The organism is Paramagnetospirillum kuznetsovii (assembly GCF_003284725.1).
GTDB lineage: Bacteria > Pseudomonadota > Alphaproteobacteria > Rhodospirillales > Magnetospirillaceae > Phaeospirillum > Phaeospirillum kuznetsovii.
In genome coordinates, this window is the sequence record NZ_PGTO01000007.1 from 137107 (window position 1) to 153617 (window position 16511).

Here is a 16511-nt window from a genome sequence, read left to right on the forward strand (position 1 = left end):
ACTCCTTCAAGTCAGCGCGAACCGGCGCCACCAGGCCTGGGGCGGCGGCGCGGGCAGGATGACCGAGCGCAGGCCCTTGGCGGCGAGGCCTTCCAGCAGCAGCCGCATCAGGGTGACGGTGACCGCCGGTTTGAAGGCGTGGCCGGGACGCTCGTTGATGGGCTGGTCATGCATCAGGATGATGCCGCCGGGCAAGCGGGGATCGCTCATCAGACGCTCCACCTCGCGGCGGCATTCCGACTCCACGTCTTCCGGCTTGGCGCAGCGGGTGGAGATCATGTGGTCCTCGGTGCTTAGGGACCAATGGACCACGGCGCAGCCGGGCTGCCATGCCGCCAGGGTGCGGTGGACGCGGGCATTGCGCCAGCCGCCGTTATAGGGCAGCCGCACCAGATAGGGCGACGGCGTCGGGCGATGCCGGGCCAGCAGCGCCTCGCAGCGCGCCATGTCCTCGGTCAGGCGCTCAGGCGCCTCGCGGTCGAGGCGGATATGGTCCCAGCCATGGGCATAGACGGCATGGCCGCGCCGTACCGTCTCGGCCACCAGATCATCGGCGGCCACGGCGCGACAGCCGCTCATGAAGAATGTGGCCTTGGCACCGAAACGGTCCAGCAGGTCCAGCATCTCGGGCATGGAATCGGGCATGGGGGCGTCGTCCACCGTGATGGCGACGCTGGCGGGATCCATCAATTGCCGCATGGCCGGAAGCCAATGCCCCAGTGACCAGGAAATCCTCACGCCAAGCCCTTTTCCCAAAACCTTTTCATGAAAAGCGCGGCATGGTGCCACGCGGCGGGCGTCCCATCAATCCTCGGCCGCCTCGCGCAGGATGTCGGCGGTCAGATCGGCGGTCCGCTCCCACGAAAAGTCCCGCGCCCGTTCCAGTCCCCTGGCCGACATCTCTGCCCACAAGGTGGAGTCGTCCAGCAGGCGGCGGATCTGCGCTGCCATATGCTCCACGTCACGCGGCCGAGCCAATAGGGCCGCGCCACCGGTGACTTCCGGCATGGCGGCGGAATCGGAGCACACTACCGGGATACCCGAAGCCATGGCTTCCACCAGCGGATTGCCGAAGGTTTCCACCAACGACGGGAACACGAAGACTTGGGCCTGGCGATAAAGCTCGGCCACCTTGGCGGGAGGTTGGCCGCCCAGGAAGGCGACGCGGCCTTCGATCCCCAACTCCCGGCACAGTGCCTTCAGGCGCTCGGCATAGGTTGGATCCAACTCGTTGCCCGCGATATCCAGGCGCAGGTCGCGATGATCGGGCGCCAGCAGGGCGACCGCACGCAGAAGGGTCTCGAAATTCTTCTGCACATAAATATCGGAGACCGCCAGCAGGCGGCCGGGACTACGGGCGCCGTCATCGGCGGGCGGATGAAACCCGATTCCAACGCCATGATGAACGACGTCGATGCGCGGGTCGGAATCCAAGCCGAACACGTCGAGGAAGGTGTTGCTGGCATGCTTGGAAACGATGATGGCGCGGCGGCAGGTGGCGAAGCACAGTCGGGTCAGCAATTTCACGCCCAACCAATAAAGCTGCTTGGCACGGCGTTGCTCCAATGCGGTGACCTCGAAGGCATTGCGCAGCAAGATAACGGATCGGCTCGCCATCACGGGACCGTAATTGGCTGGCGAGAAGACCACGTCGGCATGGATTCTGCGGGCTAGCAGCGGGATCGAAACCTGCTCTTGCAGCAAGACGGTGCCAAGCCTGGACCATGTGGGCAGCAGATGAATGGTGACGCCCGCATCGGCGCAAATGGGGCTGGCCGACTCGGCCTGATCCGATTGAACCACCACATGGATATCAAAACCCGCCCGTGTCGCCAGCAGGGGAATCACATTGCGCAGATAGGTCAGTCCACCGCCGCTCTTGGAATGAACCGCGTTGACGAGAATCCGTCGGCACACGATGCCGCCGGGGAGGGCGGGTGCGGGCGCGAGTCTTGAGCCGAGTCCGGCGAGGATGGCCCCCACATGGTGGCCCCAGGTGTAGCGCTCCAAGGCCCGGCGGCGGGCATTGATGCCCGCGCTTTGCCGCCAATTGGGATGATCAGTCAGATAGACCAGCCCATCGGCTAATGCGCCGATATTCGCGGGTTCGACCAATACGCCGCATTGGTCGGGTTCGGCCGCCTCGTCCCAATTCCGGCAATCCCTAAGCCGGGGGGCGCCCGCCATGACTTCGCCGATTTGGGCCAGATTGCTGGCAAGGACCGGCTTGGCCATGCCCATGTATTCGAACAGCTTGGTGGGAGAGCCGAAGAATTCCGAGCCGTCGGGATTGGGAACATGGGGGGCGACGAAGAAATCCGAGGCGGCTAGGTATTGCGGCGTCTCATGGGGCTGGACCAGACCGGTGAAGGTGTAGCGGCCTTCAAGGCCCTGTCCGGCCAGGATGTTCTCCACATTGGTGCGGTTGACTCCGTCGCCGACGAAGACCACGTGCAGGCGCGACGAGTCCAGCCATTCCATGTGATGGTGGCCCAGATGGACCAGGGCATGGGCCAGGATATCGGCCCCATGCCACATGCCGAAGGTGCCCACGAAAGTTGCGACCACCGCGTCCGGGGCGATCTTGAGACTGTCTCGGACCCTTGCGACCTGTTCGGGGCCGAACTGCCGGGGATCGAAACGGGTCTCGTCGAAACCGTTGGGATGGGCGACGATGCGCTCGGCCTCGACGCCACGGGCGATCAATTCGCGGCGCAGCGGCGCCGAGACCGCCACCACAAGATGGGCATGGCGAAGCACCGCGTCTTCCGCCATGACCGCCAGACCCTCCAGCTTCAGCCGGGTTCCCCAGTTGCGGTTGATCCAAACTTCCGAGCCATTGTATTCCACCACCAGGGGAATGCCCAGGCGGCGGGCCGCCGTGACGGCGGCGAAGCTTCCCAGGCTGAGCCGGTGGTAGATGAAGCCGAACCGACGCTTGGGCAGCTTCGCCGCCCACTGGGTCAAGGCGCGATTGTAGCGCAGCGAATTGAGTTCACGGGGGTAGACGAAGCCGCCGTGGATCGACAGGCGGTTGGCCGTCGCGTCCTTGATAGAGGACAGTTCCGGGGCCGCGCCGGGCGAAATGTACAAGACGCTGCGGCCGATATTGGACAGCGCCTTGATCACACCGGCGGTGTGGGAGATGGAGCCGCCTGCCGTAATGCCGGCCCAAAGGTTGGACTTGATATAGAGGACATGTCGTTTGTCGGCGTCCAGGCCGCAATCCTGCCTCTCTTTGGCCAGCAGGAGCTTAAGCTGCCAATACTGCATCATGGTCAAGGCCAAGGCGGCGGCTGTGCGCAGGATTACGCCGAGCAGCAGCGGCAGGACCGTCCATGGCGGATCCTGGCGGAACACTAGTTTATCGTCCACCAGAATGACCTGGCGGGGACGCGCGATCTGGGCGATCAGGCGCAGCAATGGGGTGAAGGCGGTCCAGTCGCGATCGGGCGTCGGCACATAGATCGTGTCCACCTCCAGCCGGGCCAGCTGGGTCACGATATCCAGGGTGCCGACGCCCTTGAGGCTTGAAATCACCAGATTGCGGATATGCCCACCCGCTTTCTGTTCCAGCGTCTCCAGATAGTCCACCGGCAGCGAGTAGTAAGACAGGGCGATGCGGGGTTCCATTATACGGATCCGATGCCGCCGGTCCGGCGCAAAGTGGCGGGGCGGCAGAAGCGCTTCAGATCCTTGGCCCCGCCGCCTTCCGAGACCACGCGGGCAAGGCCGTCCGGGTCTTCGGCCACCAGTCCGGACAGAACCTCGATGCCATAGGAGAACAGGCGCTCGGTCATGGCGGCGCCCGGCCCCACCAGGGCGACGCGGGCGTCGCGGGCCAGCACCAGTAGACGGGGCAGCGAGCGGTTGGCCAGGGTCGCCGAGGTGATGATCACGGTTTCCGCCGCCGGAAGCAGGGTCTCGGCGGCTTCTTCCGGATACTGGCCGGGGCCGGGACGCCGGTCGATCACCTTGATGCCGGGCAGCCGCTCGGCGATGGCGGGAAAGGCGCCGATCACCACCGCCTCACCCTCGGGACGGCCGAAACTGTCCAGACCGTTGCCGGTCTCTGCGGCCAGATCGAAGCGATTGTAATGGGCGTTGCAGGCGGCGACGCCCAAGGCCACGTCGAACGGGTTGTTAGAGCGGACCAGCGCCGCCAGCTCCGGCAGCGAGCCGCCCGCCCGATAACCCGCCTGGGGGGCGGCGAGGCAGGCCGGCGTGCCGCGTTCCGGCGTCTGCGCCAGTCCGACGCCGAACGGCGTTTCCACCATGGTCCAGTTGAGGCCGACCACCACCCGTTTGACCTCGGCTTCGGTGACGCCTTGGGCCAGATCGGCGTAGAGGCGGCGCGGCCCCCACCAGCGCCACAGCGCCTCCATGGTGGGGGGCAGCAGATCGGTGCGCCCGCCGGTGAACTCCACCCATTGCCCGATCAGCACGCCGGGCACCGCCGTCAGGACGGGAATCCCCTCGGCCACGGTGGCCAGCATGTCCGAGGCCAGCCCCTGGCCCTCGCATTCCGACTTGGAGAATTTGTTGAAGAAGACCAGATCGGCCCGATCCTCCAGGGCGCGGCGCATGGCGCCCGACGCTTCCGCCAGGGCTTGGGTGTCCAGGATGCAGGCCTTGGACGCCTTGCCCAGGGACTGGCCGATGGAAATCTGGCGGCCGGTATCGAGTTCGGTCACCCGCATATCGGTCTTGCGGCCGTCCTCGGCGCGCTCGGTATGCTGGATCAGGCCGCCGATCCTGAAGCCGCGCGCCAGCAATTGCCCGGCGAAATCGGCCAGAAGCTGTTCCGGCGGCTGTCCCGGCGCATAGATGACGGCGCCGATGGGAGGGACGCCCGGCTGGGCGGTTGCGGTCATGGTTTATCCTTGATCAAAGCCATTCCTGTTTCTCGCAGGCCTTCCTATATATCATCCTGACAAGCCCCCGCCGAGGGGTATGGAGGACGAGCCATGATCGATCCGTTTGGACGCGCCATCAGCTATCTGCGCGTGTCGGTGACCGACCGCTGCGATTTGCGCTGCGTCTATTGCATGGGCGAGGATATGCATTTCCTGCCCAAGGCCGAAATTCTGTCCCTGGAAGAGCTGGAGCGCCTGTGCGGCGCCTTCGTGCGTTTCGGGGTGCGCAAGATCCGCCTGACCGGCGGCGAGCCGCTGGTGCGTCGCAACGTCATGAGCCTGGTCGCCAATCTGGGCAAGCTGGTCAAGTCCGGCGATCTCGACGAACTGACCCTGACCACCAACGCCACCCAATTGGCCAAGCATGCCGAGGGTCTGGCCCAGGCGGGCATCCGCCGCATCAACATCTCGCTGGACAGCCTGAACCCGGAACGGTTCCAGGCCATCACCCGCTGGGGCAGGCTCGATCAGGTGATCGAGGGCATCATGGCGGCCAAGGCGGCCGGTCTGGCGGTCAAGATCAATACTGTCGCCCTGAAGGAGGGCAACGAGGACGAGCACGACCGTCTGGTGGAATGGTGCGGCGAGCATGGCTTCGACCTCACCTTCATCGAGACCATGCCCATGGGCGAGATCCACGCCGACCGCACCGAGCAGTATCTGCCGCTGTCGCTGGTGCGCTCTCGGTTGGAAAACCGCTGGACCCTGACCGATATCGATTATCGGACCGGCGGTCCGGCCACCTATGTCAAGGTGGCGGAAACCGGGCGTCGCATCGGCTTCATCACGCCTCTGACCCATAATTTCTGCGAATCGTGCAACCGGGTGCGGGTCACCTGCACCGGCACCCTGTTCATGTGCCTGGGCCAGGAGGACGCCGCCGATCTCCGCACGCCGCTACGCGCCAGCGAATCCGACCATTTGCTGGAATCCGCCATCACCGAGGCCATCTCGCGCAAGCCCAAGGGCCACGACTTCATCATCGACCGCAACGCCCATCCGGCGGTCGGCCGCCATATGAGCGTCACCGGCGGCTAAGGCCATGGTCCTATACGCTCGGCCGATGACGTGATGGGGTGGAAAGCGGCCGGGACGGCCGCGCTCCAAGAATAGCGAGTCGTTCGGAGCGCGGGCGTCTCGCCCGCCCGCGGGTCACGGCAAGCGACGAGCGTCCTCGAAGGCGGCCACCGCCGCCAGCAGGACGTCGCCGTAGCGCTCCCGCTTGGTTTCGCCGAGACCGGCGATGTCGGCCAGATCCTTGGCGCGGCGCGGGCGTTGCCGCGCCACCTCGATCAGGGTGGCGTCGTGCAGGATCACGTAAGGCGGCACGCCCTGGGCCTTGGCCAGGGCCATGCGTTCGGCCCGCAGCACCTGGAACAGGGCTTCGTCGTCCGCTCGCTCCCACTGGGTCGCGGCCTTCTTGCCCGTGGCGGTCTTGGCTTTTGCCTTGGCGGGCAGCGGGTCGCGCCGCAGATCGACGCGGATTTCGCCGCGCAGCACCGGCCGACAGGTCTCGGTCAGGCGAAAGGCGCCGTGGCCTTCCACGTCGATGCTCAGATAGCCCGCCGCCACCAGTTGGCGCAGGACGGAGCGCCATTCCTCTGCGGCCAGTTCGGCGCCGATGCCGAAAGTGCTGAGGCCATTGTGGCCGAATCGCTGGACCTTCTCGGTGTCCTTGCCCAGCAGCACGTCGATGACATGGCCCGCGCCAAAGCTCTCGCCGGTCCGATAGACGCAACTGAGCGCCTTGCGCGCCAGTTCGGTGCCGTCGAACGAGGCGACCGGCTCCAGGCAGATGTCGCAATTGCCGCAGGGCGGCGCGCCGCTTTCGCCGAAATATTCCAACAGCACCTGACGGCGGCAGCGGGTGGTCTCGCACAGGCCCAGCAGGGCGTTCAGCTTTTGCCGCTCGATACGCTTCTGGGTGTCCGAGGCCTGGCTGGAAGCGATGAACTGGCCCAGCTTGGCCACGTCTTCCAATCCATAGGCCATCCAGGCATTGGCGGGCAATCCGTCGCGACCGGCACGGCCGGTCTCCTGGTAATAGGATTCAAGACTCTTGGGCAGGTCGAGATGGGCGACAAAGCGGACATCGGGCTTGTCGATGCCCATGCCGAAGGCGATGGTGGCCACCATCACCACCGCCTCGTCGCGCAGGAAGCGGTCCTGGTTGGCGGCCCGCACCGACTGGTCCAGACCGGCGTGATAGGGCAGCGCATCATAGCCCTTGTCGGTCAGCCATCCCGCCACTTCCTCCACCTTGGCCCGCGACAGGCAATAGACGATGCCGGAATCGCCTGAATGCTCTGCCTCGAGGAAGCGCAGCAACTGCTCCTTGGCGTTCTTCTTGGCGGTGATGCGATAGCGGATATTGGGGCGATCAAATCCGGCGACGAAGATTCGGCCGTCGCCCAGACCAAGCCGCTCCGCGATATCCTTGCGGGTCGGGCCGTCGGCGGTGGCGGTCAGGGCGATGCGGGGAACGGCGGGAAAACGTTCGTGCAGCAGCGCCAGTTGCAGGTATTCCGGGCGGAAATCATGGCCCCACTGCGAGACGCAATGGGCCTCGTCGATGGCGAACAGGGCGATGCGGCACTGGTCCAGCAGGGACAGAAAGCCCGGCGTCACCAGCCGTTCGGGGGCCACATAGAGCAAATCCAGCTCGCCCGCCCGCATCTGGCGCTCGATGACGGCGGCCTCGTCGAAGCTGCGCGCCGAATTGAGGGCGGCGGCCCGCACGCCCAGTTGGGTCAGTGCCGCCACCTGGTTCTGCATCAGGGCGATCAGCGGCGAGACCACCACCGCGATTCCGTCGCGGCACAGGGCCGGGACTTGATAGCACAGCGATTTTCCGGCGCCGGTGGGCATCAGGACCAGGGCGTCGCCGCCGTCCACCATATGGGAGATGACCTCGGCCTGCTGGCCCCGGAAACCGGGGAAGCCGAAGACGGTGTTGAGGATGTGAAGCGGTGAGGCCATGCGCCCATGTTCTAAGCCAAACCCGGCTTTGGGACAATGCACAGCAGGGTATATACTCCCCGCAGCACAACGCGCCGCGAGGCTTGCATGAACTTTTCCTCCATCGCCTTCGTCGGCGCCGAAACCGAGGCCGCCAAGGCCGGACTGGGGCGGCTGACCAGCCGCTACCCCCACGTCTCCCCCGATGAAGCCGACCTGATCGTGGCGCTGGGCGGCGATGGCTTCATGCTGGAAACCCTGCACCGCTTCATCTCGCGCCGGGTTCCCATCTACGGCATGAATCGCGGGACGGTGGGATTCCTGATGAATACCTTCCGCGAGCACGGACTGATCGAACGGCTGTCGCGAGCCCAGAAGGTGACGCTGCACCCGCTGCGCATGCGCGCCCGCACCGGCTCGGGCGAGGTGGTCGAGGCGCTGGCCATGAACGAGGTCTCCTTGCTGCGCGAAACTCGCCAGGCCGCCAAGCTGCGCATCCGCATCGACAACAAGGTCCGCCTGGAAGAACTGATCTGCGACGGCATCTTGCTGTCCACTCCGGCGGGCAGCACCGCCTATAACCTGTCCGCCCACGGACCGATCATCCCCTTGGGGGCGGGCATCACCGCGCTGACGCCCATCAGTCCGTTCCGGCCGCGTCGCTGGCGCGGCGCCCTGTTGCCCCATACGGCCAAGGTGCTGTTCGAGATCCAGGAATCGGACAAGCGGCCGGTCAGCGCCGTGGCCGATTACACCGAAGTGCGCGACGTGATCGAGGTGGAGGTGACGGAAGACCGGAGCTGCGACCTGACCCTGCTGTTCGACCCCGAACACAATCTGGAAGAGCGCATCATCGCCGAGCAGTTTCTTCAGTGAGGCAGGTTCTGGGATCCTGGGCGCTGGGCCTGGGACTCGGCGCCTTGGGCGGCGCCCTGTTCGCCGCCCTGGACCTGCCCTTGCCGTGGATGCTGGGGGCGCTCGGCGCCACCACCGTCGCATCCCTGTCGGGCTGGTCGCCCGCGGTGCCCAGGCCGCTCCGCGCCACCATGATCGGCGTGCTGGGGCTGATGCTGGGAAGCGCCTTCGCCCCCGATCTGCTGGACCGCGTCGGCCGCTGGGCCGACAGCATGGCCGTGCTGGCGGTGGCCATGACGTTGACCACGGCGCTGGTGGTGGCCTATCTGCGGCGGCTGGGCCGAATGGACAAGGTTACCGCCTTTTTCGCGGGGGCGCCCGGCGGCATCAATGAAATGGTGATGACGGGGGGCGCCATGGGCGGCGACGAGCGCACCATCGCGCTGTCGCATTCCCTGCGCATTCTTCTGATCGTCTTCGCCGTGCCGTTCGGCTATCGGCTGATCGCCCATGTCCATTCCGTTCCCATGGCCCAGAGCATGGGGCGGCTGCTGGATCTTGGCGGCATGGATGCGCTGGTCCTGGCCGGATCGGCGTTGCTCGGCGCTCTACTGGCCCGGCTTGCCCGGTTGCCCGCCTGGACGCTGACCGGTCCCATGATGTTCAGCGCCGGGCTGCATCTGGCCGGACTGACCGCGTCAAAGCCACCGGCGGAACTGGTGATCCTCGCCCAACTGGTGACCGGGGCCTCCATCGGATCGCGGTTTCGCGGGCTGGGGTGGTCCGAGGTCGCGGTCATGGCGCGTCCCGCCCTGGGGGCGACGGTCATCATGTTGGGGGTTTCCGCCGCCGCCGCCTGGGCCATGGCGGCGATGTCCGATCTGCCCTTCGCGGTCCTGCTGCTGTCCTTCGTGCCGGGCGGCATCGCCGAGATGTGTCTGGTGGCGCTGGCCCTGGGCCAGGATGTCGCCTTCGTATCGACCCATCATGTGGTCAGGGTGGTTCTGGTCATCATGCTGGCGCCCGTGGCATTCAGAATTTTTGGGCGAGGAGGAAATTCATCATGAAGCTTGTCGACCCCCGACGCCTGTCCGCCCTGGTGGAACAAGCCCGGACTTCGCCGCGGCGGCGCGCGCACCTGAACATCCACGACGATACCGCCGAGTCCATTAACCGGCTGGCCATCGCGCTGGAGCCCGACACCTATATCCGTCCCCATCGCCACTCGGACAAATTCGAACTCTTCGTGTTGCTGGTGGGGCGCGCCGTGCTGATCGGTTTCGATGGCGACGGCGTGGTGACCGAGCGGGTCGAGGTCGGCGGCGAGGGGACGCGGATCGCCGAATTTCCCGTCGGGACATGGCATAGCCTGGTGGCACTGGACAGTGGATCGATCATGTTGGAGGTCAAGCCTGGTCCCTATAGCCCGACGCCCGAAGCAGATTTCGCCGCTTGGGCTCCGGCCGAAGGCGATGCGGCGGCGGCGGCGTGTCGGGACTGGCTGCAAGACCATGCGGTGCCCGGCTTGCGGTGGCCGGGGCAATTCACCTGATTCGCCGAATGATCGCAGTAATGGGGGCAATGGATATTTGCATAGGCAAGCCCGAGCCGGTGCGAATGCCCCTATTTTGCTGCGCCGCAGCAAGAAAAGTTTCACGTAACCCCGGACAATGGTCCTTTGATGGACTTTTCTTTGCTGTCGTTTGTGCCATACTCTTGTCCAGCTACTGACTTTGGGCGGGTGGCCCTGGTTCCGGTGGCATATGGTTTTCAAAGGAGGGACGGATGAAGAAGTGGATTGCTTCGGCTCTTTTCGCTGCGGCCGCCATGTTCACCCTGAGTGGTGAGGCGAAGGCCGAAGGTGGCGTTGTTCTCGGTGTCTTGGCCTGCTCCAAGACCGGAACCGGCACGACCTATGTGCTGCATTCCCGCAATCCGGTGGAATGCACCTATGAGGGCGTCGGCGGCCCCCAGAAGTACACCGGCATTGACGGCATTCTGTTCGGCATCGATCTCGAAATCGAGCACAAGGCCGGCATGGGCTATCTGGTGATCGGCGGTACCTGGAAGGACAAGTCGAGCCTCGAGGGCTATTTCGTCGGTGCCAAGGCTTCGGCCACCGTCGGTCTCGGCCTCGCGGTGCAGGCGGGCTTGGCGGGTGTCGGCAACGACATCACCCTGGTTCCGCTCGGCCTCGGCGGCCAGATCGGCATCGGCGCCACCGGTGGCATCAGCTATATGGCGATCAACGGCGCCAAGTAAGCTGTGCTGTTCGGTTTGGGATAAGCGGTGGAGCCCCCTGGGCTCCGCCGTTTTCTTTGGCCGGTCAGCTGTTTTCCAGGCCGTTTGGTTCGTAGACCACGATCTTGCTGCCGGAATTGTCGATGTTGAAATCCACATGGATCAGGGACTTCAGCCGCTCCCTGACCTTGGCCTGTAGCTCCGGCTTCACGTAGAACAGCACGAAGCCGCCGCCTCCGGCACCCAGCAGCTTGCCGCCGATCGCCCCGGCATCCATGGCGGCCTGATAGATCTCGTCGATTTCCGGGGTGGTGACGGCGTCGGCCAGTTCCCGCTTCAGCCGCCAACTGTCGTGCAGCAAGCGGCCCAGGTCGTCGAGCTGGCGCCCGTCGCTGCCCATGATGGCGACCGCTTCGTCCACCATGGCGACCATCTTGTGGACATGGGCCTCGCGGTTGGCCAGATTGGCGATCTGCTTGGCGGCGATCTTGTCGGCGTAGCGGGAAAAGCCGGTGAAGAACAGCATCAGCGAGCCCAGCATGGCGCGGCGGCGCTCCACCGGAATGATCAGCGGCACCACGTCGAAGGTGTCGTCGCGCAGGAAGGTGATGCGATTCATTCCGCCATAAGCGGCCCAGACCTGATCTTGCGAGCCCACATTCTCGCCGATGACATTCTGCTCGATGCGGATGGCTTCCTGGGCCAACTGCTTCTTGGTGGCCATCCTGCCCTGCTTGGCCAGCAGGGTGTTGATCAGCCCGACGGTGAAGGAGGACGAGGAGCCCATGCCGGAACGGGCGGGCAGATCGCCGTCGTGATGAATCTCGACGCCCGACGACACCCCCATTTCCGTCAGCACGGCGCGAACCGCCGGATGTTGGATATCGGCGATGTCATCGACGGTTTCCACCTTGGAATAGGCGATGCGATGCTTGTGCTCGAAGAAGGGCGGCAGGGTGCGCAGCGTGATGTAGCAGTATTTGTCGATGGTGAAGCCCACCACCGCGCCGCCATGCTGGCGGAACCATGCCGGATAGTCGGACCCGCCGCCGAACAGTGAAACGCGGAAGGGGGTGCGGCTGATGATCATCCCGGTGTCTTTCCTTTGGCCGCGATCGCATCGTGTGGCAGCACGTTCCCCGCTTCGGCCAAGCTTTCGGGAGTGCCGATATCGATGAAGGCGGCGCCCTCGGCGCGCCAACCGAAAATCCAGCCCGGCGGCAACTGCGCCAGGAAATCGCGTTCCAGCGACGGCCCGGTCTCGGCGGCCAGACGGTCCAGCGCCGGACGCGACAACAGGGCGGCGCCGCCGTTGATCCAGCCCGGCCCCGCCAGTGTCGGATCCTTCTCGGCGAAGCGGGTGACTTGGCCGTCGGCGGCGATCTCCACCCGACCATAGCGTGAAACCTCGGCGACGGCGACACACAACAGCGATACCGCGCGGCCAGAACGACGATGCTCGGCGAGGAATTGGGCGAAATCGGCTTCCAGCCAGGTGTCGCCGTTCATGACCATGACCGGGTCGCCGACAAGCCGGGGCATGACGTGGCGCAGCGCGCCGCCGGTCCCCAAGGGAGCCGGTTCCGCCACCGCCAGAACCTGCAGCGGCAGGTCGCGTCCGTCAAGGTGAGCCCTCACCTGATCGGCGCCCACGCCCAGGGAAAGCACCACGCGCCCGGCGCCCAGGGCGGCCAGGTGGTCCAGCAGGTGATCGAGGAAGGGACGGCCGTTGATGGGGGCCAGCACTTTCGGGATGTCGCCGAGAACGCTCCGGATGCGGGTTCCCAAACCACCGGCCAGCACCACCACGTCGATGCCGCCCAGTCCGTTGTCGCCGCTTTCGGTCATCACGGCCCCATGACGGCGCGGTCCGGCACCAGCGCGACGCCCTCGGCCTCGGCGATGATCCAGCGCGGACGGCCCCGCACGTCCTTGTAGACCCGGATCACGTAAAGACCGGTGGCGCCGACGGCCAGCATCAGGCTGCCCCACAAGAAAAAGGCCAGGGAAGCGAACAGCCAGCCGCTGCCGGCGAACAGTCCGATCAGCAGCAGCAGGACCGACAGGGCCAAACCGCACAGTCCGGCCCAATTGACCATGTAGATGGGCAGAAACGAGAACGAGGTGACGCCCGCCACCATGGTCTTGACCGCATTACGGTGAAGGCCGGAGAACTTGCTTTCGCCGCAATGGCGCGGTTGGCGTTCGTAATCGACGAAGGTCTGATCGAACCCCATCCACACCGCCAGTCCACGGATATAGGGGTCGTGTTCGCGCAAGCTCAGCATGTGCTGGGCGGCCCGGCGCGACAACAGCTTGAAGTCGCCCGACTCGATGGGCATCTGCCCGCGCGAGGTCCAGTTGATAACCTCGTAGGCGCGGCGCGTCAGCCACATGCGCAGGGGGTCTTCGCCGTGGCGGACGCTGCGCCTTGTGTGGACCACGTCGTGTCCGGCCCGCCAATGTTCGATCAAGGTGGGCAGCAGCTCGGGCGGGTCTTGAAGATCGCAGTCCATATAGATCATGGCGTCGCCGGTGGCGGCGGCAAGGCCCGCCAGCACGCCCTCGGACGGCCCGGCGCGCCGGGCGGTGGTGATGATCTTCACCCGCGGATCCTTGGCACGGGCTTCGACCAGGATCTGGCGTGAACGGTCGGTGGAGCAGTCATTGACGAAGATGAACTCAAAGCCTTCCGGACGCCCGTCGGCCATCAGCGCCAGCCGCCGGATCAGTTCCGGCAGATTGTCTTCCTCGTTGCGGAACGAGAGGATGATGGAGACTGCGTCTTGGCTCATGATTCCGCCCTCACCGTGGTTTCCAGAACCACAACTCGCGGAAGAACTGGAAGTAATAGGCGGCTCCCCAGCGAAGAATCTGGAGTTTGCGCTCGCCGCCGATACGGGGCGGCTCGCCCACGCCGATCTCGCCGATCCGCATCTTGGCCTTGGCGGCGCGGACCGACATGACCGGCTCCCAACTGATGATGGTTCCGAACAACCGTTCGGGCAGAAGATAGGTTTCGTCCTTGTCCAGATCCAGTCGGGCGATCAGGTCGCGGCGGAACGCCCGGTAGATCACCATGGCATCGGTATAGCGGGCGCCGTGCAGAAGATTAACGGTGCGGGTGAATAGCCAGTTGCCGAACCCCGTGATGACATCGTCATCCTGGCTTGATGTGCCATCGCAATAGCGCGATCCGATGACAAGGTCATATCCCTGCCGCATCTTGTCGATCAGCGCGGGGATAAATTCCGGCGCGCAATTCCCGTCAGGGCTGATGGTGATGACCATATCGCCGGAGATCAATGGCATGGCCTCCAGATAGGCAAAGCGGATGCCCCGGCGTTTCTGGACGTATACCTCGTAGCCGTTTTCGCGGCACCATTCGATGGTCCCATCGGTTGAACCGCCATCCAGGACAAGAATCTGGCTTGCCCATTCCCGCTTGATCTGGGGCAGGATGGCACGCACGCCATCAATCTCGTTCAGGGTCAGGGCGACGATGGAAACAGTCATACACAAGAAGCTTTCTTACGGGGAAAGAAGAGAGTTACCTGCATGGGAAACAGCCTGAACCCAAGGCAAATAAGATGGGACGTAAGTGAAGACAACACGGTGATTCCCCTTTTCCAGTGCGATCCCCCAGAAGGTGTGATCGGCCGGAAAAAGAGCAGTGGGAACGTCGTCAACACTGGCCTTCCAATATCGTGAAAAGGTATTCGTGACAACCAGAACCTGTCGTCCATCGACGCTGATATCCAACTCAATCCGATCGCTTGAATAGACCCTTGGGGTAATTTTTCCGGGTGTCGGAGTTGCGTCCACCGCCAATCCTGGGGGCAATTCATCGCGTCTGGCGAACAAGGTTTCCCTCAGGATTTCCACTGGAGCTTGAGCCATGGCCTCGACGGTAGCGCGGTCGTTATCGAATGCGCGGATATTTCCAACGGTAAAAAAACGGGGGAGGGCCAGGTCATTGCGGTAGACATAAAGCCATTGTCGTCCGGAGAGATTCTCCGTCAAGGAGACCATTACCTTCTCGCGCAGGGACAACCCGCCCCAGGGTTTCGGGGCCCGTTCCACCTCCACTAGGCCGGGGCCGGATAGCGGCTCGCGCGAGACGAAATAACGGACATTGGCCAGGGACAGCAGATTCATGCGGTACAGCCGGTCCATGGGGCGGACGGCATAGCTTTCCGCCGTCCGGGTCCCCGATGTGACCAAATTAGGCCGCTCGCTCCGGAATTGGGGCCAGCCCCCATCCCGCTCCAGGAGATCCTTCATGTCGGGCGACACCGCTTCCGGCCCGCCTTCCTGGGCGATCCAGGGTTCCATGATGGCACTCCAGAATTCGAAATGCCGCCGCGGTCCCGCCGGCATATCCCCGGACTCCGTCTCCAGACCGTAGGCGTTAAGATGAGCCGGATATAGAAAAATGGGTTCCACTCGGCTGGGCCACGGATCCTGGGCGACCCGCTGAGCCAGGGCGCGCAGGACCGGGCTTTCGAAATTGCGGACGTAATTCCCGTTGGACAGCCAGTCGAGAGTCAGGTTGCGATACTTTTGGACGCCGGTGGACACGGTCATGGCGGCGATGATCGCCACCGTCATCGCCCCGCCGCCAATGGCGGGAAGGGAACGGGAAAGATATCTGATGCCGATGGCCATGGTCACAGCCAGTTCCGGCAAGATCATATAGCCCATAATCTTAACGTAGGAAAAGGACAGAACCAGTGCCGACAGGGGGCCATCATAGCTGGAAACGAAGGTGCGGGAGAATAGGAGCGCCAGAACAGCCGCAGTCGGAAGAAGTATATATGCGGCGCTGTTCCTGCGGATCAGGAAGACGCCGACCGGTAGGCCCAAATGAATCAACAGGAATTCCACATGGAACGAGGACAGAGTCCCGATGATTTCCGTAAGGACCGTCGTAGCGGTGTAGTGCTTCATGCCACGGGTGTAATAAAACGCCGACTCATTCAGGTGGGCCGACAGGGAAAAGGCCTCATTGATCCGAATGAGTGGGATGGCACAGAACAGGAAGATAATGATCCAGTCCGTCCGTGATGTCCTCCGCTCCACTACGGCAAACCACAGTACCAGGGCAAGTGAGAAATATTGCAGGACATCCGACGGGAACGGCACCCCAACGGTCACCAGCGCACTGGCCAGCGCGACCAAACCGCGGAGGACCGAATATTTAGCATCCAAATAACGACTGATGGCCAGCAGCACTACCGGCAATAGAGCCAAGTTGATGTTAACCAGAAAGACCGAGGTGGCGCACGCACCGTAGGCCATGGCTGCCAGGGTAGCCGGCATGGGTTCCGCCATCTGGTTGCGGATCAGGCGGTACATGCACCACGTTCCGCCGATCAGAGATGCTGTGATCAATACCGGATAGCTGAACCGGATCGGAATGCCTCCGAACAGTATTTGACTGATCAGGGAGGCCGATCCGGTTTGGGCCAGATCGGCCCCCCCCCTAATCAAGGGACTCCAGGCCTGCCCTATCGTCTCCAGGGCCGGCAAATGCATGTA

General features: G+C 64.2%; 14 protein-coding genes. 5 read left to right on the forward strand and 9 right to left on the reverse strand.

Annotated elements, in window-relative coordinates; genetic code table 11:
- Positions 1 to 6: 6 nt before the first annotated feature.
- The 3 genes from CU669_RS11275 to CU669_RS11285 all read right to left on the reverse strand — a co-directional run bounded on the left by CU669_RS11275 (position 7) and on the right by CU669_RS11285 (position 4874).
- The gene (locus tag CU669_RS11275; RefSeq protein ID WP_239988678.1) at positions 7 to 738 is read right to left on the reverse strand and encodes a polysaccharide deacetylase family protein; all 732 of its coding nucleotides are present in this window, start codon (positions 736 to 738) and stop codon (positions 7 to 9) included.
- A 66-nt stretch (positions 739 to 804) separates the two neighbouring features.
- Entirely contained in the window at positions 805 to 3633 is a 2829-nt protein-coding gene (locus CU669_RS22040; RefSeq protein ID WP_112144686.1) for a glycosyltransferase, read from the reverse strand.
- The gene (locus CU669_RS11285; protein ID WP_112144688.1) at positions 3633 to 4874 is read right to left on the reverse strand and encodes a DUF2478 domain-containing protein; all 1242 of its coding nucleotides are present in this window, start codon (positions 4872 to 4874) and stop codon (positions 3633 to 3635) included. The genes CU669_RS22040 and CU669_RS11285 overlap by 1 nt, the downstream gene beginning before the upstream one ends.
- A 93-nt stretch (positions 4875 to 4967) precedes the next feature.
- On the opposite strand from CU669_RS11285, the gene moaA reads away from it, so the two are divergent.
- On the forward strand, positions 4968 to 5954 hold the full coding sequence (moaA, locus tag CU669_RS11290) for a GTP 3',8-cyclase MoaA (RefSeq protein ID WP_112144690.1): 987 nt from the start codon (positions 4968 to 4970) through the stop codon (positions 5952 to 5954).
- 114 nt (positions 5955 to 6068) lie between these two features.
- Here the strand turns inward: moaA and recQ are convergent, their stop codons facing one another.
- Positions 6069 to 7895 carry a DNA helicase RecQ gene (recQ, locus tag CU669_RS11295; RefSeq protein WP_112144692.1) on the reverse strand — a complete coding sequence of 609 codons (1827 nt, stop codon included), beginning with the start codon at positions 7893 to 7895 and terminating at the stop codon, positions 6069 to 6071.
- Between the two features lie 87 nt (positions 7896 to 7982).
- Here recQ and CU669_RS11300 point away from each other — a divergent pair, with 87 nt between their 5' ends.
- The 4 genes from CU669_RS11300 to CU669_RS11315 all read left to right on the forward strand — a co-directional run bounded on the left by CU669_RS11300 (position 7983) and on the right by CU669_RS11315 (position 10991).
- Positions 7983 to 8750 (forward strand): NAD kinase, encoded by a 768-nt coding sequence (locus CU669_RS11300; RefSeq protein ID WP_112144694.1) that lies wholly within the window; start codon positions 7983 to 7985, stop codon positions 8748 to 8750.
- Entirely contained in the window at positions 8747 to 9796 is a 1050-nt protein-coding gene (locus CU669_RS11305; RefSeq protein WP_112144696.1) for an AbrB family transcriptional regulator, read from the forward strand. The genes CU669_RS11300 and CU669_RS11305 overlap by 4 nt, the downstream gene beginning before the upstream one ends.
- The gene (locus tag CU669_RS11310) at positions 9793 to 10281 is read left to right on the forward strand and encodes a WbuC family cupin fold metalloprotein (RefSeq protein ID WP_112144698.1); all 489 of its coding nucleotides are present in this window, start codon (positions 9793 to 9795) and stop codon (positions 10279 to 10281) included. Before CU669_RS11305 ends, CU669_RS11310 begins: the two co-directional genes overlap by 4 nt.
- Positions 10282 to 10514: 233 nt before the next feature.
- On the forward strand, positions 10515 to 10991 hold the full coding sequence (locus tag CU669_RS11315; protein WP_112144700.1) for a DUF992 domain-containing protein: 477 nt from the start codon (positions 10515 to 10517) through the stop codon (positions 10989 to 10991).
- Positions 10992 to 11055: 64 nt separating this feature from the next.
- On the opposite strand, the gene CU669_RS11320 is transcribed toward CU669_RS11315, so the two are convergent.
- Genes CU669_RS11320 through CU669_RS11340 form a run of 5 tightly spaced genes read right to left on the reverse strand, consistent with a single transcriptional unit; the run spans position 11056 to position 16508 of the window.
- Positions 11056 to 12060 carry a GHMP family kinase ATP-binding protein gene (locus CU669_RS11320; protein WP_112144702.1) on the reverse strand — a complete coding sequence of 335 codons (1005 nt, stop codon included), beginning with the start codon at positions 12058 to 12060 and terminating at the stop codon, positions 11056 to 11058.
- Positions 12057 to 12818 carry a nucleotidyltransferase family protein gene (locus CU669_RS11325; protein WP_112144704.1) on the reverse strand — a complete coding sequence of 254 codons (762 nt, stop codon included), beginning with the start codon at positions 12816 to 12818 and terminating at the stop codon, positions 12057 to 12059. The genes CU669_RS11320 and CU669_RS11325 overlap by 4 nt, the downstream gene beginning before the upstream one ends.
- A complete protein-coding gene (locus CU669_RS11330) occupies positions 12818 to 13765 on the reverse strand; it encodes a glycosyltransferase family 2 protein (protein WP_112144706.1) in 948 nt (315 codons plus the stop codon). The genes CU669_RS11325 and CU669_RS11330 overlap by 1 nt, the downstream gene beginning before the upstream one ends.
- A 10-nt stretch (positions 13766 to 13775) precedes the next feature.
- Positions 13776 to 14486: a glycosyltransferase family 2 protein gene (locus CU669_RS11335; RefSeq protein ID WP_112144707.1), complete on the reverse strand. Its 711-nt coding sequence runs from the start codon at positions 14484 to 14486 to the stop codon at positions 13776 to 13778.
- 15 nt (positions 14487 to 14501) lie between these two features.
- Positions 14502 to 16508 carry a YfhO family protein gene (locus tag CU669_RS11340; RefSeq protein ID WP_161539647.1) on the reverse strand — a complete coding sequence of 669 codons (2007 nt, stop codon included), beginning with the start codon at positions 16506 to 16508 and terminating at the stop codon, positions 14502 to 14504.
- Positions 16509 to 16511 lie beyond the last annotated feature (3 nt).